Here is a 19,941-nt window from a genome sequence, read left to right on the forward strand (position 1 = left end):
CTGCGCATGGTCCCCCTCCCCGCGTAGCGGGGAGGATAGCTGCCCGCATCACTCGCGCTCGTCGCCGCCGGGCGGGTTCGCCTTTGCCAGCTTCAGTTCCTCGGGCTTGCGCTCCTCGTACACCTTGGCCAGCTTCGCCTCGGTTTCCGCGTCCAGCTCCTTGTCGGCGGCGGGGAACATCTCCTCTTCCTCCTCATCGATGTGATGTTCGTAGCGGTGGCGCATGTGGAAGAATTTCGATTCCCATTCGTCGGACGCGAAATCCAGGTCCATCATCTCGCCCAGCAGGTCGTCGACTTCCTTGTGCTCCGCGACCGAGTGGCGCGCCTCGTCGCGCAGTTCGGGGTTGCCGAGCATCGTGGCGTAGAGCGATTCCTCCTCCGCGGCGGCGTGGCTCTGCACCTCCAGCCGGAAGGTTTCGAACAGCGTCCGGCGCTTCTTCGCATCGCCCTTCAACTCGGCGAGCTGTTTCAGCATCTCGCGTTGCTTGTCGTGGTCGCGCTTCAGGTCGGCGTAGATGTCGGCGGTGGCCATGATGTGTCTCCCGTTCGGGCACACAGCGCGCGGGGCGGGCGGGCGTTTCATCCGCGAGTCATTCTCATGGGCGGGCGGGCGTTGGAGGCAGGAAGGAAGAAGGTGGTTCGCGCAGAGGCGCGGAGACGCGGAGGTGTCGCGCGCGCGGCAGCGGATATCGATCATCGCGACCGAATGTGCGAAGATTGCCCGGCGAGCCGGGCGCAACATCTCCGCGTCCTCCGCGCCTCCGCGCGAACCAATCTCTTTCTTCACTTCGCGTCTTTGCGGCTTCGCGCGAACATCCTGCACCGGACAATTGAACGTCGATCGGGCCTAGGCCGCGAACAATTCCAGTTGCTCGCGTTTCGGGGCGACCAGCGGTTTCAGGTCCGCGCGGTCGGTCAGCGCGACGGGGCGCCAGTCCTCCGCGACGATGAACGGGCGCACCTTCGCCACCGACACGGTCAGCCGCGCGACGTCGTCGAGGCGGAGGCGGCGCCAGCGGCGGGCGGCGATGATGTTCGCCACCGCCTTCGTGCCCAGGCCGGGGACGCGCAGCAGCATCTCGCGCGGGGCGCGGTTGACGTCGACGGGGAAGGTCTCGCGGAATTTCAGCGCCCATGCCAGCTTCGGATCGATATCGAGCGGGAGCATGCCGGTGGCATCGTCCGCCGCGGCGACGACCTCCTTCGGCGCGAAACCGTAGAAGCGCATCAGCCAGTCGGACTGGTACAGCCGGTGTTCGCGCAACAGCGGCGGGCGTTGCAGCGGCAGGACGGCGGAGGCGTCGGGGATCGGGCTGAACGCGGAATAATAGACGCGGCGCAGGCCGAAGCGGTCGTACAAGGTCGACGCCTTCGTCACGATGTCGCCGTCGGTCGCGGCGTCGGCGCCGACGATCATCTGCGTCGACTGGCCCGCGGGGGCGAAGCGGGGGGCGGATTTGTACTTCGCCTTCGCATCGGTGGCATCGACCATCGCGACCTTCATGTCGCGCATCGCACCCTCGATCCGCGCGCCGTCCTTTTCGGGGGCGAGCCGCTTCAGCCCGCCCGCGGTGGGCAGTTCGACGTTGATCGACACGCGATCGGCGTACAGCCCCGCCTGATGCACCAGTTCGGGGTCCGCGTCGGGGATCGTCTTCAGGTGGATGTAGCCGCGGAAATGGTGATCCTCGCGCAGGGATCGCGCGACCTCCACCAGTTGCTCCATCGTGTAGTTCGAGGAGCGGATGATGCCGGAGGAGAGGAACAGGCCCTCGATATAATTGCGGCGGTAGAAGGCGAGGGTGAGGTTCACGACCTCCTCCGCGGTGAAGCGCGCGCGGCGGACGTTGGAGGATTTGCGGTTGATGCAATAATGGCAGTCGAAGATGCAGCTGTTGGTCAGCAGGATCTTCAGCAGGCTGATGCAGCGGCCGTCGGGGGCGTAGGCGTGGCAGATGCCCATCCCCTCGGTCGAGCCGAGCCCCTTGCCGTCGCGCGAATTGCGTTTCGCGGTGCCGGACGAGGCGCAGGAGGCATCGTATTTCGCGGCGTCGGCGAGGATCTCCAGCTTTCTTCTGACGTCGAGCTGGGCCATCCGTTCCATCTATGTTCGCGTGCGCGGCTTGTCGAGACGAAAGCGTCCTGCCATGGATCAGTGCCATGCGATTGTCGGAACGCCTCGGGCCGAACGGGCCGTATCTCGCGCTCCTGCTGACCTGTTTCCTCGGCTGGGGCTTCAAGGCGCATTGCGGGGCGTCGTGGACGGGCGCGGAGCAGTACGTCACCGGCTGCTACAGCGATGCGGTGCCGTTCTGGGGCCTGCGCGGGGTGGCGGCGGGGCAGGTGCCGTATTTCGAGGCGCGGATGGAATATCCGGTGCTGACCGGCGCGCTGATCTGGATCGAGGGGCTGGTCGCGCGGATCACCGGCGGCGCGCGGGCGGATGCGGCGGATTTCCTGAACGCGGTGGTGCTGGGCAACGCGGTGCTGGCGTTCGTGGTGCTGGAGATGATGCGCAATGCGGGCGTCGGCGTGCGGCGGCAATATGCGTGGGCGCTGGCGCCGCCGTTGGTGCTGTATGTCGGGCATAACTGGGATTTGCTGGCGGTGACGTTCGCGGTCGCGGCGGTGCTGGCGGCGCGACGGGGGCGGGAGGTGCGCGCGACCGCGCTGGCGGCACTGGGCGCGGCGGCGAAGCTGTTTCCGGTGCTGCTGCTGCCGTTGCTGGGGCTGGGGGCGTTGCTGCGGCGCGGGGGCGTGCTGCGGGCGGCGACGCTGGTGGTCGTGGCGGTGGCGGCGTGGGGCGCGGTGAATGGGCCGGTGGCGGCGTTCGCGTTCGACAACTGGCGCGAATTCTACGCCTTTTCGGGCGAGCGGAGCGGGACGGCGGCGAGCGTGTGGGAATTGCTGGGGCAGTTCGGCTGGCTGGTGACCGATATTCCGACGCGCAACCTGTGGTCGTTCCTCGCCTTCGCGGGCGGGGCGGCGGCGATCACGGCGGTGGGCTGGCGGCGGCATGGGGAGCGACCGTGGCTGCTGTTCATGCCGGTGCTCGCGTGGTTCCTGCTGACGAACAAGGTGTATTCGCCGCAGTTCGACCTGTGGCTGTGGCCGTTCGTGGTGCTGGGGGCGACACGCTGGCGGCCCGCGGCGCTGTTCCTGCTGGGCGACGTGGCGGCGTATTTCGCGGAATTCTGGCTGTTCGCCGGGATGGAGGGCGCGCATCCGTCGGCGACGCAGGCGGATGTCGCGACCGCGGCGATCGTGCGCGGGGTGGCGATGCTGTGGTTGATCCATGCGGCGGTGCGGGACGACGCGCCGGGGTGGGTTGGTTCGCGCGACGACGCGATGGCGCGAAGGCGTGTCGTATCGGGATAGGATCCGTGTCGCCGCGGGGCGGGGTAGGTTCACGCGGAGGCGCGGAGGCGCGGAGGGGTGTTGCGGGGGGCTAGTTTTCCGTGCTCCTCCGGCCGGGGATTTGTTCGCGCAGAGGCGCAGAGGCGCAGAGAGGGGGCGGTCGTCGTGAGGTCCCGAGCCGCTCCGGCGGCTCAATTACAAGGTTTCGCTGACGCGAGACGGCGCCAGCGGCGAAACCTCCTCTGCGCCTCCGCGCCTCCGCGCGAACAGACCTTTCTTCTTCCCTTCGCGTCATCGCGTCTTCGCGTGAACCGACCTACTCGGCCGCCAGCGCCGCCGCCGCCTGCAAATCCACCGACACCAGCTGGCTGACCCCGCGTTCGATCATCGTCACGCCGAACAGGCGGTGCATGCGGCTCATCGTCACCGCGTTGTGCGTCACGATCAGGTAGCGGGTGTCGGTTTCGCGCGCCATGCGGTCGAGGAGGTCGCAGAAGCGTTCGATGTTGGCGTCGTCGAGCGGGGCGTCGACCTCGTCCAGGACGCAGATCGGGGCGGGGTTGGTCAGGAACAGGCCGAAGATCAGCGCCACCGCGGTCAGCGCCTGCTCGCCGCCCGACAGCAGGGTCAGCGCGGACAGGCGCTTGCCCGGCGGCTGCGCCATGATCTCCAGCCCCGCCTCCAGCGGATCGTCCGAATCGATCAGTTCCAGATGCGCCTGGCCCCCATTTCCGTCACCGGCGTCGAACAGCGTCGTGAACAGGCGGCGGAAATGGCCGTCGACCGCCTCGAACGCGGCGAGCAGCCGTTGCCGCCCCTCGCGGTTCAGCGTCCCGATCGAGCCGCGCAGGCGGTTGACCGCCTGTCCCAGTTCGTCGCGCTCGGCGGCGTTGGTGGTCGCCGCGGCCTCCATCTCGGCCAGCTCGCGTGCGGCGACCAGGTTCACCGGGCCGATCCGCTCGCGGTCCAGCGTCAGCCGGTCGAGCGCGGCGGACTCGCCCGCCGCCTCGCCGACGGTGGCGCCGTCGAACCCGGCCTTCACGGGCAGGACGGGGGCGGGACATTCGAAGCGTTCGCCCGCCACGCGCCCCATCTCGACGCGGCGCAGCTCGTGATTCTCCATCCGCGCGACCGCGCCCGCGCGCGCCTCCCGCGCGGTCGACAGCGTTTCGCCCGCGGTGCGCAACGCCCCGTCGGCGCCACGCAGCGTCGCCTCCGCCACGCGCTCGACCGCCGCGGCCTCGTCCGCCGCGCGGCGGAGGGCGTCGTGATCCGCCTCCAGCCGGACGGCCTCCTGCGCCAGCGCCTCCGGCCGGCCGTCGAGCGCGGCGATCTGCGCCGCCACCTCGCCGGTGCGGCGGTCGGTGTCCGCGATCCGTTTCGCCGCGTCGCCCGCGCGCGTGCGCCAGTTGCGTCCGTCGGCCTGCGCCGCGGCGAGGCGGTCGCGCGCGGCGGCGGCGTCGCGGTCCAGCGCGGCGCGGTCCGCGCGCGCGTCCGCCACCGCGCCGCGCGCCGCGTCCGCCGCCTGCCGGAGCGCGGCGACCTCGTCCGCGGCACCGCGCGCGTAGGGCAGCGCGGCGACCGCCGCCGACGCGACGGTGCGCTCCGCCTCCGCCTCCGCCAGTTCGTCGCGCGCGCGCCGGTCGCGCTGGTCCAGGTCGGCGCGCTGCCCCTCCAGCCGTTCCAGCGCGGCGGCGGCGCGGTCCTCGCGCTGCTGCGCCGCGCGGGCGGTCGCGTCCGCCTGCGCCAGCCGGGTCCGCGCGGTCGCGGCGTCGGCGCGTGCGGCGGCGATGCGTGCGTCGGCGGCGGCGAGCGTCTCCTCCGCCGCCGCCAGCGCGCGTGCCAGAGCGGGGCGCGCGGCGGCCAATGCGGCGCGGCGGTTGGCGCGTTCCAGCCGCGCCGCCGCCGCCCCGCCGCCGCCGCGCGCGACCAGCCCGTCCCAGCGCCGCAGCACGCCGTCGCGGGTCACCAGCCGCTGGCCGGGCGCCAGCGGGCGACCGTCGTCGGCGTCGGCGACGATGACCTGCGCCAGCCGCCGTGCCAGTTCTGCGGGGGCGGCGAGGTGCGCGGCGAGCGCGTCGGGGGCGGCGGGATCGGCGGCGGCGGCCAGGGTCCAATATGTGTCGGCGGCGGGATCGAACCCGATCGACAGATCGTCGCCCAGCGCGGCGGCGAGCGCGCGTTCGTAGCCGGGGGCGGCGGCGATGCGATCGATCAGGCGGTCGCCCGCCGCGGTGCCGCGATCGGCCTTCTCCAGCGCCGCGACCTCCCCGTCCAGCGCCGCCAGTTCGCCGCGCGCGGCGGCACGCGCGCTCTGCCCCGCGTCGCGATCCGCACGCGCCGTCGCCTCCGCCGCGTCCGCCACGGGAAGCGCGGCGCGCGCGACCGCGGCATCGTCGGTCGCGGCCAGCCGCTCCGCCGCCGCGCCCTCGCGCGTCGCGGCCAGCGGGGCGGGGGCGGGCAGGGCGGCGATGGCGGCGGCGGCGGCGGCGACGTCGCGGCCCGCGCGCGATACCCGCGCCTCCGCGGTCGTCAGCGCGGCGCGTGCGACGCGCGTATCCGCCAGTTCCGCCGCCTGCCGCGCCAATGCCTGCGCCAGCGCGACCTCCGCATCGCGCGCCTGCCGTTCGGCGTCCGCGATGCGCGCGTCCAGTGCGGGGACCGCGGCGGCGGCGCGCTTTCCCGCGGCATCGAGTTCCGCGATCTCCCCCGCCAGCCGGGACAGCGCGTCGGCGGCGTCGGCCGCCAGCGTCCCTTCCCGCGCGCGATCCGCGATCAGGCGGCGATGCGCGTCGGCCAGGTCGTCCAGCCGCCGCGTCGCGGTCGCCGCCTCCGCGCGCAGCGTCGCCAGCCGATGTCCGGCGTCGCCCGCGGCGTCGCGCGTCGTCAGCGCGGTGGCGCGCGCCGTCGCCAGCGCGGCGGTCGCCGCCGCCTGTGCGCCCTCCGCCAGCGCCAGCGCCTGCGTCGCGGCGGTCACGCGCGCCTCCATCGCCGCCGCCTCCGCCCGGGCGGCATCCGCCGCCTGCGCCGCGTCGCGCCAGCGTGCCCAGATCAGCCGCGCCTCCGCCACGCGGATACGGTCCGACAGCGCGCGGTAGCGTTCGGCCGCACGCGCCTGTCGCCGCAGCGCGGCGGCGCGCGCCTCCGCATCCGCCATCACCTCGTCCAGCCGCGCTAGGTTCGCCTCGGTCGCGCGAAGCCGCGTCTCCGCCTCCTTGCGGCGGACGTGGAGGCCCGCGATCCCGGCGGCTTCCTCCAGCATCTGGCGGCGTTCGGCGGGCTTCGCGGCGATGACCGCGCCGATCCGGTTCTGGCTGACCAGCGCGGGGGAATGCGCGCCGGTGGCGGCGTCGGCGAACAGGAGCTGGACATCGCGCGCGCGCACGTCGCGGCCGTCGATGCGATAGGCGGAGCCCGCGCCGCGCTCGATCCGGCGCACCACCTCCACCTCGCGCGCGTCGGCGTCCTCCGCCAGCAGCGACACTTCCGCGAAGTCGCGCGGGGGGCGCGTCGCGGTGCCCGCGAAGATGACGTCCTCCATCCCCGCGCCGCGCATCGACTTCGGGCTGTTCTCGCCCATCGTCCAGCGCAGCGCCTCCAGCAGGTTGGACTTGCCGCAGCCGTTGGGGCCGACGACGCCGGTCAGCCCGCGTTCGATCCGCAGGTCGGCGGGATCGACGAAGCTCTTGAAGCCGGTCAGGCGGAGGCGCTTGATCTGCATCGGGCGGCTTTCGCGCCTACATCCGTTCGGCCTGAGCGTCGTCGAAGGCTATGCGCATATGCTTCGACTTCGCTCAGCACGAACGGAGGGGGGGCGAGGATCAAGCGCGACGCCGCATCACGCCCCCGCGGTCTTCAGCGCCTCTTCCACCTGCGGCCACGACACCGCGTCCAGCTTCTTGCCGTTCAGGAAGAAGCTGGGCGTGCCGGTGACGCCCGCGTTGCTGCCGGCCTCCATATATTTCACCAGCGCGTCGATCGCCTTCTGGTCGGTCAGGCAGGCGCGGACCTGCGCCTCGGGCAGGCCGCGCTGCTTCGCGAAGTCGATATAGCCGAGCTTCTCCGCCCAGGCGGTGAACTGCTGCGCCGGGGGCTGGTTCTGGATCCCCTGCTGGAACGCGCCGGCGTCCTCCATCTTCGGCAGGATCGTCGCCTGCGCCGCCATCATCTCCTCCAGCATCGGGAAGAACGGCTGCGCGCCGCCGCAGCGGCCGATCAGCGCGGGGGCGAAATCGGGCGCGCCGTGGACCAGGAACTCGCGGAATTCATACGCGACCTTGCCGGTCTTCACGTAGTTTTCCATCAAAGGCTCCATGCCCGACGTGGCGAAGGCGCCGCAGGTGGGGCAGAGGCGCGAGCCCCATTCGACCAGCTTCAGCGGCGCGTCCGGGTTGCCGACGACATAGCCGCCCTCCTCCGTCGCGCTAACGGTCTGGGTCCAGTCCTGCCCCGCGGGGGCGGCGACCGCGGCGACCGAATTGGCGGGCGCGGTCGGCGCCTCCTTGCCCTCGCCGCAGCCGGCGAGGAGCGCGAGGGGCAGGAGCGCGGCGGTCAGCAACTTCATCGACATGATCCTCACTTGGCGCCGGCGGCGACGAGCATCGGCTGGAGCTTCGCCCAGTCGACATTCTCCACCAGCCGGCCATTGATCTCGAACGCGGGGGTGCCGCGGACCTTCGTCGCGTTCGACACGGTCATCGCGCGGGCGGCGAAATTGTCCTTCGCGAAACAGGCGTCGATCGCATTGTCCCCGACGCCCGCGGCGCGCGCGATGCCCGTCAGCCCGGCGCCGTCCGCCAGCGCGCGCAGCTTCGCCAGTTCGGGGTACAGAGCGAGGCGCGCGGCGTTCGCCTGGTCCCAGTACATCGCGCGTTGCAGCCAGTCCGTCTGCTGCGCGAACAGCGCGTCGTGCAGTTTCGGGAAGGCGGCGGGCCCGGCGCAGCGCGCGAGCGTGGCGGCGGCGAGGTCGACGCGGTCGTGGATCTGGTTGCGCACCTCCACGCTGAGCGATCCGGATCGCACCATCGCCTTCAGCGCGGCGGACGAATCGGTCGCGAAATGCGCGCAGTGCGAACAGGTGTAGCTGACATATTCCACCAGCTTCACGCGCGCCTTCGGATTGCCGATCAGGTAGCTGCCCGTCGTCACCGGCGTCGCGACCGCGGTCCACGGGCGCGGCGTCGCGGCGGTGAGCGGCGCGGCGAGCAGCAGCGCGGCGAGGAGGGCGAGGCGCATCAGCGGACTTTCGGCAGGTTCGGCGGCAGGGCGGGGGCGGCGGCGACGCCGGAGGCCAGCGCCTCCAGCACCGCCTTCAGCTCGGGATCCGCGATCGTCTTCAGGCTGGCGCCCAGGTCGACCGCGGGCTTCAGCGTGGGGGCGACGCGGCGTTCGGCGCGCGGGGCGACGTCGCCCTGCCGGATCGCGACCTTCGCCACCGCGGCATAGCCGAAGAAGCGGTTCACGCGCTCCACGATCTCGGGCGTGACGTGGCTCATCATCGCGGCATGCGCGCCCTTCACCACCAGCGCCAGCGTGCCGCCCTCCTTCTTCCCCATCGGGAAGCGGATCGATTCGGGGGCGCTGACCGCGGCGAGGCGGTCGCCGACGATCTCGGGCCAGCGGGTCACCACCGCCGACTGGACGAAGCCGAAGCGCCGGAACGCCGCACCGCCGATCGCGGGCAGCAGGTCGGCGACCGCGCGCGACCGGTTCTGGCGTTCCGCGGGGGGAGGAGGGGAGCGCTTGCTCATCGCGGCGTCCATGCCATAGCCGGGGCATGGACGCCAAGCGCCACCTTCCCTTCGTCGCGTGCCTCGAACACGAACCACCCCGGCGGTCGCGGAATCTTCGCGAATACCCCTGCCGTCATGCCGGGCTCGTCCCGGCATCCATCGTGCCGCGAGAGAAGAAGCCGTCGACCTGGCGGCACGATGGACCCCGAAACAAGTCCGGGGTGACGGTGTGTCGGTGGCTGCTGGACCGGGCATCGCAGTCGTTACGAAGGCCGGAAGCGCGGATGCGCGTCGCATGACGGGTGAACGCATGATCGCCGCCAAGCTCATCCACTGGTACGACCGCCACCGGCGCGACCTGCCGTGGCGGGCGGAGCCGGGGGAGGTGCCCGATCCGTATCGCGTGTGGCTGAGCGAGGTCATGCTCCAGCAGACCACCGTGGCGACGGTCCGGCCGCGGTTCGCGGCGTGGGTGGCGCGGTGGCCGACGTTCGCGAGCCTCGCGGCGGCGGACGAGGCGGACGTGATGGCGCAATGGGCGGGGCTGGGCTATTATGCCCGCGCGCGCAACCTGCTGGCCGCGGCGCGGGTCATCGCCGCGGAATATGAGGGCGAACTGCCCGACAGCGAGGCGGTGCTGCGCACGCTGCCGGGGTTCGGCGACTATACCGCCGCGGCGGTCGCGGCGATCGCGTTCGGGCGGCGGGCGGTGGTGGTCGACGCCAATGTCGAGCGCGTCGTGGCGCGGTTGTTCGCTTTATCGGGCAAGCCCGCGATCCGCGCCGCGACCGACACGATCACGCCCCATACGCGCGCGGGTGACTTCGCGCAGGGGATGATGGACCTGGGCAGCGCGATCTGCACCCCGCGGCGACCGCAATGCCTGCTGTGCCCGCTGTCGGACGAATGCGCCGCGCTGGCGCTGGGCACGCCCGCGGCGTTTCCGGTCAGGAAGGCGAAGGCGGTGCGGCCGCAGCGGTACGGCACCTTGTTCTGGCTGACGCGGGGCGACGACGTGCTGCTGGTGCGGCGGCCCGACCGGGGCCTGCTGGGCGGGATGCGCGCGCTGCCGACGGGGCCGTGGACCGATGCGCCGCCGGGGCTGGCCGATGCGCCCGCGGCGGCGGACTGGCGCCTCGTCGACGCGAAAATCACGCATGGTTTCACGCATTTCACGCTCGACCTTGCGCTGGCGGTCGCCGCGGATCATCAGGTGGGGGAGGTCGACGGGGAGTGGTGGCCGGTGCGCGCGATCGACGCCGCCGGACTGCCCACCGTCTTCCTGAAGGCGGCACGGGAAATGGAGAGAGCGGGATGAAGCGAGCATGGGTCCTTGGCGCGCTGGCGCTGGTCGCGCCGTATCCCGGTAGCGCGCAGCAGTCGCCCGCCCCCGCCACCGCCCCCGCGCCCGCGCCACGGGTGGCCCATCCGCTGACCGCGACGCAGGCGGTGTTCGACCGCTACGTCGCGGAAGCGAAGATCCCGGGCGGCGTCGGCGCGTTCGGTGTCGGCGACGCGCCGACCGTGTTCGTCGCGGCGGGCAAGATCGCGGACGGCGCGGGCGCCCCCGCCGCCGGGCCCGATTCGCTGTGGCGCATCTATTCGATGACGAAGCCGGTCACGGGCATGGCGGCGATGCTGCTGGTGCAGGATGGGAAGATCGCGCTGGACGATCCGGTGGCGAAATACTTCCCCGGCTTCGCCACGATGCGCGTGCTGAAGAGCCCGGACACCGCACTCGACAGCGAGCCGGCGAAGACGCAGGTTACGATCCGCCAGCTGCTGACCCACACCTCGGGCCTGGGCTACAACATCAGCGCGAAGGGGCCGATCCTCCAGGAATACGAGCGGCTCGGGCTGCTGCCGGGGCAGGTGAACGTCGCGATGGAGGATGCCGCGGGGCGGACGCGGCCCAGGACGCTGGCGGCGTTCGCGGAGGCGGTGGCGAAGGTGCCGCTGATCCATCAACCCGGCACCAAATGGCATTATTCCATCGGCCTGGACGTGATGGGGGCGGTGATCGAGAAGGCGAGCGGGATGCCGTTCGACGCGTTCGTGCAGACGCGCATCCTCGACCCGCTGAAGATGACCTCGACCTTCTGGCAGGTGCCCGCGGCGGACGCGGGGCGGCTGGCGACCAATTACGCGATCGTCGCGGGCAACCGCGCCCCGCTCGATCCTGCGGCGACGTCGGTGTATCTGCGCAAGCCCGCTTTCCCCTACGGCGGGGCGGGGCTGGTATCGTCGGCGCGCGACTACGACCGGTTCCTCCACATGCTCCAGAACGGCGGCACGCTGGACGGCGCGACCGTGATGAAGCCGGAGACCGCGCGGCTGGCGATGTCCAACCTGCTGCCCGCGGGCATCACCTTCAGGGCCGATGCGCTGCCCGACGTGCCGATGGGATTCGGCGCGGGCGGGTTCGTGACGCTGACCGATACGCCCGCGGGGGGCAAGGGCACCTATGGCTGGGACGGGGCGGCGAACACCTTCGCCTTCGTCGATCCGGCGCGGAAGGTGCGCGGGGTGGTGATGGTCAACTACTTCCCGTTCGGCGTGTATCCGCTGCGTACCGACGTGCTGGGCGCGTTGCGGCAGGATGCGATGCGGCTGCACGGCAAGTGAGGGCACCGGGATTCATGGCCCCCGGTTTCACTGGTGGCACGCTCGATCGCGCCGACCGGCTGCGGCACGACGAGGATGCGCTGGCGGCGGCGATGGGCAATTGGCAGTCGCGGCTGCTGAAGCTGCACGATTACGAGCCGGAGGTGACGCCGGACGGGCGGCTCGGCTGGACGATGCTGACCGAGGCGCCGGACGAGGCGGAGTTCATCCTGCTGGGCCTCGACGGCGACCGGCCGCGCTTCTGCGCGTTCACGCCGGGGGCGGAGGCGCCGCCCGCGTTCCGCTCGCCGAACCTGTTCCGCGTGCTGGACCAGTTGCAGGAAGGCGAGGCGGCGACCTTCGCCACTGCGCGCGCGCTGATCGACTGGCATGCGCGGCACGGTTTCTGCGCGCGCTGCGGCACCGCGACCGCGATGTTCCGCGCGGGCTGGGGGCGGCGCTGCCCGTCGTGCGCGGCGGAGCATTTCCCGCGCGTCGACCCCGTCGTCATCATGATCGCGGAGCATGACGGCCGCGCGCTGCTGGGGCGGCAGCCGTCGTGGCCCGCGGGACGCTATTCCGCGCTGGCGGGCTTCGTCGAGCCGGGCGAGTCGATCGAGGAGGCGGTGGCGCGCGAGATCGCGGAGGAGGCGGGGGTGACGGTGTCGAACGTCCGCTACGTCGCCAGCCAGCCGTGGCCGTTCCCGTCGCAGCTGATGATCGCGTGCGTGGCGGAGGCCGCGGGGGATGCGATCACGCTGGACGAGCATGAGCTGGAGGATGCGATCTGGGTCAGCCGCGAGGACGTGCGCGCGGTGCTGGCGGGGGGCGACGGCCCGTTCCTGGCGCCGCCGCCGTATGCGATCGCGCATACGGTGCTGACGGCGTGGGCCGAGGGGTAAGGCGGGACCGCACGACCGTCGTGCCGCCCGGTCCGCCATGCCGGACCCCGCCACGGGGCCGGGGTGACCGACCGATATCCTATTTCACCGGCGCCTGGCACGGCGGCGTCGCGCCGGCATAGTCGGCGAAGGTGCCGAACCCTTTCGCCGGCGTCGCCGCAGCCGCGGGCGGGGTGCCGTCGGTTTCGAACACCTGCGAAACCTTGTTGTCGAAGCCCTTGATCGAGGCGTTCACCGTCCGCGCCTCCATCGCGGTGATCTCCGGCCTCAGCGTGCGGGCGCTCATCACGGTCCGCATCACGCCGCCGTCGAGCGCCGCGATCCGCCAATAGGCGACGCCGCCCAGTTCGCGATCGACCGGCAGCGCGCGATAGGTCCAGTGCCGGCCCTTCGCGGCCGCGGGAAGGCGGATCGTCGTCGCCCAGCAGGTGAAGCGCGGATAGTTCGTGGCCCATGGCGCGGACTGGTCCTGATCCTTCGCACGCGTCAGCTCGGCGGGCGGCGAGAAGCCGGCGCCGGCCACGTCGAGCGACCGGCCGTTCTCGCCATCGCCCTCCCAGTCGGGCTTGCCCTCGCCTTCCACCGACAGGGTCAGCGCTCCGGTGGCATCGTCGTAGCGCCACGCGGTCTTCTCCGGCTCGATCCAGCCGCTCGTCTTGCGCCAATAGGTCGCGATTTGACGCTCCGCATCCGCGGTCGCCAGCCCGGCCAGTTGCGCGCGCATCCCCTGCACCTCGTCGCCGCGCAGCGTCTGTTGCGCGCGGACGCGGGCGGGCTTGTCAAAGCCGGGCGTGGCGTCGATGTCCAGCGCCTGCACCATCTGCGGCACCGCGGGCGGGACGGTCGCGACCTTTTCCAGCATCGCGGGGCCGGCGCCGATCGCCAGCGCCCAGCGCGACGGCGGCGGGGTCAGCGCGGCGAGGCGGCGGTCGCCCGAGCGCGTCCCGTCGAGCCAATAGGGCTTTCCCGCGATCGTCGCGCGCACGACGACATGGTCGAACAGCGCCGGCGTCGGCAGGCGTTCGTTGATGCCGTCCCCGCCAGTCGCGGCGTTGACCAGCACCGGGTCCGCCGCGATCCCGAGGTCGCGCAGCAGCGCCACCAGCAGCGCGCTCTTCGCCTTGCAATCGCCGAAGCGGCGCTTCCACGTCTCGTCCACGCCGGCGGGGCGATAATTGCCGCCGTCCAGCCCGACGTACACGTAGCGTATCCGTTCCTGCACCAGCGCGAGCGCCGCCTCCGCCCGCGTCACCGGATCGGTCGAGGCCGCGGCGATGCGCGCCACCTCCGCCCGCAGGGGCGAACCGGGCGCGATCGTCGTCGCGCGGTCGTACATCGGGCGCATCAGCGCGGACAGGTCGGCCCAGCTGCCGAACCCGCTATATTGCGCCATCCGGCGGATCGCGTAGCGCGGCGGGGCGCCGTCGGGGACGACCACCGAATCGGGATCGACCAGTTCCCAGCGCCGCTCCACCTCGCCGTCGCCGCCGGTTTCGACGGGGTCGGGCAGGTCGCTCGCCTTCACCGCCACGTCGCGCGGGGCGATGAGGCGGAGGCGATAGCTACCGCGCGTCCCCACGACCGGGAATTGCATGAACCCCTGCGCCCGGTCGCCCAGGTTCGGATCGCGATGCCGCCGCGTCGCCGCGAACTCGATCTCGTCCCCCACCTGCAACCCCGCGGCCTGGAGCGTGGCGGTCAGGTCGCCGTCCAGCACCGCCTGTTCCAGGCCGTTCTCGCGTTGCAGGATCGCGAACTTCTGCGTCGCCAGCACGTCGATCGCCTTGCCGTCGCGCACGATCGCGAGGCGATGGACCGTCATGTCGTCCGCCGCGGGTGCCCAGCCGATCGCGATGTTGCCCGCCGGCAGCGCGTCCGCGGTCAGGATGCGCAGGCGATAGGCCTGGTAATTCTCCTCCCCCTGCGGCGTCACGCGGATCTGGTTGTCGACATACATCACCCGCACCATCGCCCCCGGTGGGACGGGCGCGGCGGTCGCGGCGGGCGGGGGCACGACCCAGCGCGGCGGCGGGCCGTAGCGCACCTCGCGCGAGGCGGCGTGCGCGATCGTGGGGAGGACGGCCGCACAGGCGACCGCCAGCGACATCGCTGTCCGCATCGGTCCGCTCAGCCCCCGACCTTCAGCTGCTGCAACACGAACGCCTGCCATTCCGCGGCCTGCTTGTAGCGTTCGTAGCGGCCCGACTTGCCGCCGTGGCCCGCCTCCATATTGATGCGGAAGACGAGCGGGTTCGTGTCCGTCTTCAGTTCGCGCAGGCGGGCGACGTATTTCGCGGGTTCGTAATATTGCACCTGGCTGTCCCACAGGCCGGTGCCGACGTACATCGCCGGATACGCCTTCGCCGCCAGATTGTCGTAGGGCGAGTAGCTGAGCATATAGTCGTAATATTGCTTCTGCGCCGGGTTGCCCCACTCGTCATATTCGCCGGTGGTCAGCGGGATGCTGGCGTCGAGCATCGTCGTCACGACGTCGACGAAGGGCACCTGGCTGACGATCACGGCGTAATCCTGCGGTGCGATATTGGCGACGCCGCCCATCAGCAGCCCGCCCGCGCTGCCCCCCATCGCCGCCACGCGGCCGGGGGCGGCGTATTTCCGCGCAACGAGGTGGCGGGTGACGTCGACGAAGTCGGTGAAGCTGTTCTTCTTCTTCAGCAGGTGGCCGTCGTCATACCATTGCCGCCCCATCTCCTGCCCGCCGCGGACGTGCGCGATGGCGTAGACCAGGCCGCGATCGAGCAGCGGGAGCAGTCCCGCCTGGAACGCGGGGTCGGACGAGCTGCCGTAGCTGCCGTAGGCGTATTGGAACAGCGGCGCGGTGCCGTCGCGGGGCGTGCCCTTGCGATAGACCAGCGACACCGGCACCCGCGTCCCGTCGCGCGCGGGCGCCCACACGCGCTCGGTCGTGTAGGCCGCCCTGTCGTAGCCGGGCACGGGCGCGACCTTCAGCGTGCGCCGCTCCCCGGTGCGCGCATCGACCTCGATCGTCGTCGGCGGCGTGACGAGCGAGGTGTAGGTGTAGCGCACCCACGGCGTGTCCGCCTCCTCGTTCGTGGCCAGTTCCATCGTGAAGGCGGGTTCGTCGGCGGGCACGGGCACCCATTTGCCCGCGTCGGTCAGCAGGCGCAGCCGCTTGTTCCCGTCGCTGCGCTGCTCCACCGCGATGAAGCCCGCGAAGGGCTGGAAATTTTCGATGAAGGTCGTGGCGCTGGCGGGGACGAGGTCGCGCCACGCCGCCGGGCCGCGCGCGGCGCGCGCATCGGCGACGGTCGCCAGCTTGTAGTTCTTCGCAGCCCCGCGATTGGTGCGGATGATCCAGCGGTCGCCGATATGGTCGGCGTTGTACAGGTGGTCGCGGGTCCGCGGGGCCAGGACCGTCATGCGGGTCGGCGTGGCGGCGGGCGCGCACCGCTGCTCCACGCTGACCGTGCTGTGCGAGATGACGCAGACGTAGCGATCGTCCGCGGTCGTCGCGAGCGCGAGGTAGTAGGTGTCGTCCTTCTCCTCGTACACCAGCGCGTCCGCGGCGGCGGGGGTGCCCAGCACGTGCGCCTTCACCCGTTTGGACAGAAGGGTGGTCGGATCCTTCTCGATATACAGGATCGTGCGTCCGTCCGCGCCCCAGGCCAGGTCGCCCTCGATGTTGGCGACGGTGTCGGGCAGCATCCGGCCGGTGGCGATGTCCTTCACCTTCAGCACGTTCTGCCGCCGCCCCACATCGTCCTGCGCCCAGGCGACGAGGCGGTTGTCGGGGCTGACCGCCCAGTCGGCGATCTGGAAGAAGCTGCGGCCCTTCGCCATCGCGGGCTGGTCGAACAGCATCTGTTCGGGCGCGGCCTGCGTGCCCCGGCGGCGCACGACGGTGGGATAGTCGGCGCCGGTCGCGAACTTCGTCTGATACCAATAGCCGTTGTCGCGGTACGGGACCGAGGTGTCGTCCTGCTTGATGTGGCTCAGCGTCTCGTCATACAGCCGCTTCTCCAGCGGCTGGAGCGGTTTCAGGACCGCGTCGGCATAGTCGTTCTCCGCCTTCAGATACGCCAGCATCCGCGGATCCTTCCGCGTATCGTCGCGCAGCCAGTAATAGGCGTCCTCGCGCGCGCCGTTGGGCGAGGGGACCTGATACGCCCGCTTCGCCGCGCGGGGGGCGTCCTGTGCGATCGCGGTGGTCGTTGCCAGCGCGACCAGCACGCCCGTCATCATCGTCCTGCGCATTCGAATCCCCCCAAGTTCCGTTCGGGCTGAGCGAAGTCGAAGCCCGAGCGGTGCGCATGCCCTTCGACTTCGCTCAGGGCGAACGGATGTATTCTATCCCCGTTTGCGCGCCTGGCGATAGGTGCCGAGTACCCGGACCCACTTGGAATGGAAGCCCAGTTCCTCCAGCGCGCGGTCCAGCCCCGCGTCGCCGGGCTTTCCCTCCACATCGGCGAAGAATTCGGTCGCGGCGAAGCTGCCGTTGCGCTGGTAGCTTTCCAGCTTGGTCATGTTCACGCCGTTGGTCGCGAAGCCGCCCATCGCCTTGTACAAGGCGGCGGGGACGTTCCTGACCTCGAACGTCAGCGTCGTCATCCAGTCGCCGTCGGACGTCGCGGGCTTTCCCCCGCGCGCCAGCACGACGAAGCGCGTGGTGTTGTGGTCCGCGTCCGCGATGTCGGTCGCCAGCAGGTTCAGCGCGTAGATCGCGGCCGCGCCGGGCGGGGCCAGCGCCGCCACCGCGGGATCGCGCAGTTCCGCCACCACCGCCGCCGCGCCCGCGGTGTCGGGATAGGCGAGCGGGGCGATGCCGTGCGCCTTCAGCCAGTGGCGGCACTGGCCCAGCGCCTGCGGATGGCTCATCGCCTGGCGCACGTCGTCGCGCGTGCCCGCGCCCATCAGCGCGTGGCGGATCGACAGGAAATGTTCGCCGGTGATGACCAGCCCCGATTCGGGCAGCAGGAAATGGATGTCCGCGACGCGGCCGTGGAGCGAATTCTCGATCGGGATGATCGCGCAATCCGCGCGCCCCTCCTTCACCGCGTCGATCGCATCCTCGAAACTGAAGCAGGGCAGCGGCAGCGCGTCGGGGAACGCCTCCACCGCCGCGACGTGGCTGTTGGCACCCGGCGCGCCCTGGAACGCGACGGCGCGGGCGGGGTCGGCGGCGGCGGCGGCGACCATGCGGGCGACGATCGGGCGGGCGGGGGCGGCGAAGTTCTCCATATCTGCCCTTGCGGTTAGGCGAGCGCTTGCGGAGCCGGAAGCGCTTTTCTATGGACCATGCGACAATTCAGGGGCGGTTGCGCGACATGGACGATCGGAACAACACGATTGCGGGCTGGGTGCTGGCGGGCTGCGGGGCTGCGCTGGGCCTCTCGATCGTGGGCGGCATGCTGTTCCACGGCGAGGCGCCGGAGAAGCCCGGCTACGCCATCGAGGCGGCGGAAGAGGCCGGCGGCGGCGCGGCGGAGGCGGTGCCGATCGCCTCGCTGCTGCCCACCGCCGATGCGGCCAAGGGCGCGGAAGTGTTCAAGAAGTGCGCCGCGTGCCACACGGTCACCCAGGGCGGCGCCAACGGCATCGGCCCGAACCTGTACGCCACGATGGGCGAGGGGATCGCGCAGGGGAAGGGCGGCTTCGCCTTCTCCGACGCGCTGAAGGCCGTCGGCGGCACGTGGACGTTCGATGCGATGAACGCGTGGCTGACGAGCCCGCGCAAGTTCGCGAACGGGACGAAGATGACCTTCGCGGGCCTGTCGAACCCGCAGGATCGCGCCAACATCATCCTGTACCTGAACCAGCAGGGATCCAACCTGCCGCTTCCCCCGCCCCCGGCCGCGGGCGCCGCACCCGCGGGGGCCGAGGCCGGAGCGACCGCGAACGTTTCCGACGGATCGACCGCGAACACGGGCGACATCGGCAACACCGGCACCGCCGCCAGCGGCGCGCCGTCGGTCGATCCGAACGCGAAGGACGACAAGGCGCTGGGCGTCACCCCGCCCGCCGGGAAGGAATAACGCCGGGCTACCGGTGGCGGTCGCCCCCGGTGGCGGTTAACGCCTTCAGGAGAAGGGGCAGGCGCGCGTTTCGGGCGTGACGCTGACCGAGGAGGGGATGGTCGCGCGAACGAGCGCCCGGACCTGCGCGTCGCGCGCTTCCCCGGCCCGATCGCGCGCCACCGCCAGCGCGACCACCGTTTTCCGGGCATTCGCGGCGGCCTTCTCCGCATCCGTCACCTGCTTCGCGAGGGCGGCGTCTTCCCCACCGGCGTTGGCCAGATCGTTCCTCGCCTTCTCCACGGCCTTGGTGGCGTCCGTATAGTTACTCTCGGCGGTTTCCAGATCGGCCTGCGCCTTCGTCAGGCTTGTATCGGCCGCCACCAGCCGGTCGACCGATACCTTTTCCGGTCGCGGCGCGATCGGGGTCACGGGAACGTCGGCGGTCAGTTCCGCCATCTGGCGGCGCAGATTCGTCATCTCGTTCAACTGCGTCCGCATCGCGTCGAGCCCGGGATTCTCGCTACGCTCGATCGACAGCGCCGTTTCGGCTAGGCCGGCGACGATCGAGCAGCTGTTGTGATAGTCCAGCGCATCCTCGACCCCGCGCATGATGCTGTATTCCTCGACGGTACACGCCTCGCGATTGGTGATGTCGCGGCGCTTCGTGCGGCGCGCCTTCTCGAAGGCGGCGGTCAGGACGTGGATCGTCTGGTTGCTGAGATAGACGTCGTTCAGCGCGGCGCGCGATCCCCCCAGGATCGATGAGGTTCCCGCCAGCGCCTTCGCGGTATTGGCCCCCGGCAGGATGCTGCCCAGCCCGCCGGTCACGATCGCCCCCACGCTGAGCCCCGCGTTCATCGCGCCGTCCGCGTTCTTCAGCATCGCGCTGTAGCGGGTGCATTTCCGGTTCGAAGTGGCGATCAGCGCGTCGATCAGTTCGTTGCGCTGCCGCTGGGTATAGGTGGTGGCGATGGGCGTCGATGTCGGCGCCGGCGTGCCGGGCACCAGCAGCGTGCGCAGGTTGGTCTGCAATAGCGAGCACGGCCGGCGTCCGCGACGCCGTGAATGTTCCGTGCTGTTCGCGCCGAACAACAGCGCGACCAATTGATCGGCACTGCCCGCGCAATCCTGCTCCTCCTGCGAGAACAAGGGTTCCGCGCTGGCGAGATTGCGGTCGCCGACGATCGCGCCGAGGCCGAGGAAGCCGCCTCCGCCGCCCGCGCAGCCCGAGACGCCCAACCCGACGATCGCCGCGATCGCCACATATGCCTTCGATGTCACGTCGCCGCCCCCCAGCCGCCATGTCCGGGAGAAGCTACCCCAGTCCGCCGCGGCGACCAAAGGCGAT

The 19,941-nt window shown here is 71.4% G+C and carries 15 protein-coding genes; 5 read left to right on the forward strand and 10 right to left on the reverse strand.

Translation table 11 applies throughout. The features are described from left to right. Nucleotides 1-48 precede the first annotated feature (48 nt). Nucleotides 49-534 (reverse strand): hemerythrin domain-containing protein, encoded by a 486-nt coding sequence (locus tag ASG29_RS07800; protein WP_055982611.1) that lies wholly within the window; start codon nucleotides 532-534, stop codon nucleotides 49-51. 315 nt (nucleotides 535-849) lie between these two features. Continuing rightward, nucleotides 850-2,097 (reverse strand): putative DNA modification/repair radical SAM protein, encoded by a 1,248-nt coding sequence (locus ASG29_RS07805; RefSeq protein WP_055985228.1) that lies wholly within the window; start codon nucleotides 2,095-2,097, stop codon nucleotides 850-852. A 65-nt stretch (nucleotides 2,098-2,162) separates the two neighbouring features. Between ASG29_RS07805 and ASG29_RS07810 the strand changes: the two genes are divergently transcribed. Continuing rightward, the gene (locus ASG29_RS07810) at nucleotides 2,163-3,380 is read left to right on the forward strand and encodes a DUF2029 domain-containing protein (protein WP_055982614.1); all 1,218 of its coding nucleotides are present in this window, start codon (nucleotides 2,163-2,165) and stop codon (nucleotides 3,378-3,380) included. Between the two features lie 295 nt (nucleotides 3,381-3,675). Here ASG29_RS07810 and smc read toward each other — a convergent pair whose 3' ends face one another. From smc to ASG29_RS07830, 4 genes are all read right to left on the reverse strand, one after another. Next, nucleotides 3,676-7,080 carry a chromosome segregation protein SMC gene (gene smc / locus ASG29_RS07815; protein ID WP_055982616.1) on the reverse strand — a complete coding sequence of 1,135 codons (3,405 nt, stop codon included), beginning with the start codon at nucleotides 7,078-7,080 and terminating at the stop codon, nucleotides 3,676-3,678. Nucleotides 7,081-7,197: 117 nt separating this feature from the next. Further along, entirely contained in the window at nucleotides 7,198-7,923 is a 726-nt protein-coding gene (locus ASG29_RS07820) for a thioredoxin domain-containing protein (protein WP_055982618.1), read from the reverse strand. 11 nt (nucleotides 7,924-7,934) lie between these two features. Then, nucleotides 7,935-8,594, reverse strand: coding sequence for a thioredoxin domain-containing protein (locus tag ASG29_RS07825; RefSeq protein WP_055982620.1), 660 nt, complete (start codon nucleotides 8,592-8,594; stop codon nucleotides 7,935-7,937). After that, nucleotides 8,594-9,121: a DUF721 domain-containing protein gene (locus ASG29_RS07830; RefSeq protein WP_055982622.1), complete on the reverse strand. Its 528-nt coding sequence runs from the start codon at nucleotides 9,119-9,121 to the stop codon at nucleotides 8,594-8,596. The genes ASG29_RS07825 and ASG29_RS07830 overlap by 1 nt, the downstream gene beginning before the upstream one ends. Nucleotides 9,122-9,386: 265 nt before the next feature. Between ASG29_RS07830 and ASG29_RS07835 the strand changes: the two genes are divergently transcribed. Genes ASG29_RS07835 through nudC form a run of 3 tightly spaced genes read left to right on the forward strand, consistent with a single transcriptional unit; the run spans nucleotide 9,387 to nucleotide 12,597 of the window. Beyond that, complete coding sequence (locus ASG29_RS07835) at nucleotides 9,387-10,409, forward strand: A/G-specific adenine glycosylase (RefSeq protein WP_055982624.1); 1,023 nt, start codon at nucleotides 9,387-9,389, stop codon at nucleotides 10,407-10,409. Beyond that, entirely contained in the window at nucleotides 10,406-11,716 is a 1,311-nt protein-coding gene (locus ASG29_RS07840) for a serine hydrolase domain-containing protein (protein WP_055982626.1), read from the forward strand. The genes ASG29_RS07835 and ASG29_RS07840 overlap by 4 nt, the downstream gene beginning before the upstream one ends. 14 nt (nucleotides 11,717-11,730) lie before the next feature. Further along, on the forward strand, nucleotides 11,731-12,597 hold the full coding sequence (nudC, locus tag ASG29_RS07845; RefSeq protein ID WP_055982628.1) for an NAD(+) diphosphatase: 867 nt from the start codon (nucleotides 11,731-11,733) through the stop codon (nucleotides 12,595-12,597). Between the two features lie 79 nt (nucleotides 12,598-12,676). On the opposite strand, the gene ASG29_RS07850 is transcribed toward nudC, so the two are convergent. From ASG29_RS07850 to ASG29_RS07860, 3 genes are all read right to left on the reverse strand, one after another. After that, nucleotides 12,677-14,716, reverse strand: coding sequence for a DUF3857 domain-containing transglutaminase family protein (locus ASG29_RS07850; RefSeq protein ID WP_082515830.1), 2,040 nt, complete (start codon nucleotides 14,714-14,716; stop codon nucleotides 12,677-12,679). 8 nt (nucleotides 14,717-14,724) lie between these two features. Then, nucleotides 14,725-16,833, reverse strand: coding sequence for a S9 family peptidase (locus ASG29_RS07855; protein ID WP_156457947.1), 2,109 nt, complete (start codon nucleotides 16,831-16,833; stop codon nucleotides 14,725-14,727). A gap of 93 nt (nucleotides 16,834-16,926) precedes the next feature. Then, complete coding sequence (locus tag ASG29_RS07860) at nucleotides 16,927-17,817, reverse strand: prephenate dehydratase (protein WP_055982632.1); 891 nt, start codon at nucleotides 17,815-17,817, stop codon at nucleotides 16,927-16,929. A gap of 86 nt (nucleotides 17,818-17,903) precedes the next feature. Here ASG29_RS07860 and ASG29_RS07865 point away from each other — a divergent pair, with 86 nt between their 5' ends. After that, nucleotides 17,904-18,611: a c-type cytochrome gene (locus ASG29_RS07865; protein ID WP_055982634.1), complete on the forward strand. Its 708-nt coding sequence runs from the start codon at nucleotides 17,904-17,906 to the stop codon at nucleotides 18,609-18,611. 45 nt (nucleotides 18,612-18,656) lie between these two features. Here the strand turns inward: ASG29_RS07865 and ASG29_RS07870 are convergent, their stop codons facing one another. Then, on the reverse strand, nucleotides 18,657-19,874 hold the full coding sequence (locus ASG29_RS07870) for a hypothetical protein (RefSeq protein ID WP_156457948.1): 1,218 nt from the start codon (nucleotides 19,872-19,874) through the stop codon (nucleotides 18,657-18,659). Nucleotides 19,875-19,941 lie beyond the last annotated feature (67 nt).

The sequence above is a fragment of the Sphingomonas sp. Leaf412 genome (assembly GCF_001425405.1).
GTDB lineage: Bacteria > Pseudomonadota > Alphaproteobacteria > Sphingomonadales > Sphingomonadaceae > Sphingomonas.

Coding starts and splice junctions, on each gene's coding strand:
- ASG29_RS07800 (WP_055982611.1), bottom strand. CDS start 534: ATGGCCACCGCCGACATCTACGCCGACCTGAAGCGCGACCACGACAAG.
- ASG29_RS07805 (WP_055985228.1), bottom strand. CDS start 2,097: ATGGCCCAGCTCGACGTCAGAAGAAAGCTGGAGATCCTCGCCGACGCC.
- ASG29_RS07810 (WP_055982614.1), top strand. CDS start 2,163: ATGCGATTGTCGGAACGCCTCGGGCCGAACGGGCCGTATCTCGCGCTC.
- smc (WP_055982616.1), bottom strand. CDS start 7,080: ATGCAGATCAAGCGCCTCCGCCTGACCGGCTTCAAGAGCTTCGTCGAT.
- ASG29_RS07820 (WP_055982618.1), bottom strand. CDS start 7,923: ATGAAGTTGCTGACCGCCGCGCTCCTGCCCCTCGCGCTCCTCGCCGGC.
- ASG29_RS07825 (WP_055982620.1), bottom strand. CDS start 8,594: ATGCGCCTCGCCCTCCTCGCCGCGCTGCTGCTCGCCGCGCCGCTCACC.
- ASG29_RS07830 (WP_055982622.1), bottom strand. CDS start 9,121: ATGGACGCCGCGATGAGCAAGCGCTCCCCTCCTCCCCCCGCGGAACGC.
- ASG29_RS07835 (WP_055982624.1), top strand. CDS start 9,387: ATGACGGGTGAACGCATGATCGCCGCCAAGCTCATCCACTGGTACGAC.
- ASG29_RS07840 (WP_055982626.1), top strand. CDS start 10,406: ATGAAGCGAGCATGGGTCCTTGGCGCGCTGGCGCTGGTCGCGCCGTAT.
- nudC (WP_055982628.1), top strand. CDS start 11,731: ATGGCCCCCGGTTTCACTGGTGGCACGCTCGATCGCGCCGACCGGCTG.
- ASG29_RS07850 (WP_082515830.1), bottom strand. CDS start 14,716: ATGCGGACAGCGATGTCGCTGGCGGTCGCCTGTGCGGCCGTCCTCCCC.
- ASG29_RS07855 (WP_156457947.1), bottom strand. CDS start 16,833: ATGCGCAGGACGATGATGACGGGCGTGCTGGTCGCGCTGGCAACGACC.
- ASG29_RS07860 (WP_055982632.1), bottom strand. CDS start 17,817: ATGGAGAACTTCGCCGCCCCCGCCCGCCCGATCGTCGCCCGCATGGTC.
- ASG29_RS07865 (WP_055982634.1), top strand. CDS start 17,904: ATGGACGATCGGAACAACACGATTGCGGGCTGGGTGCTGGCGGGCTGC.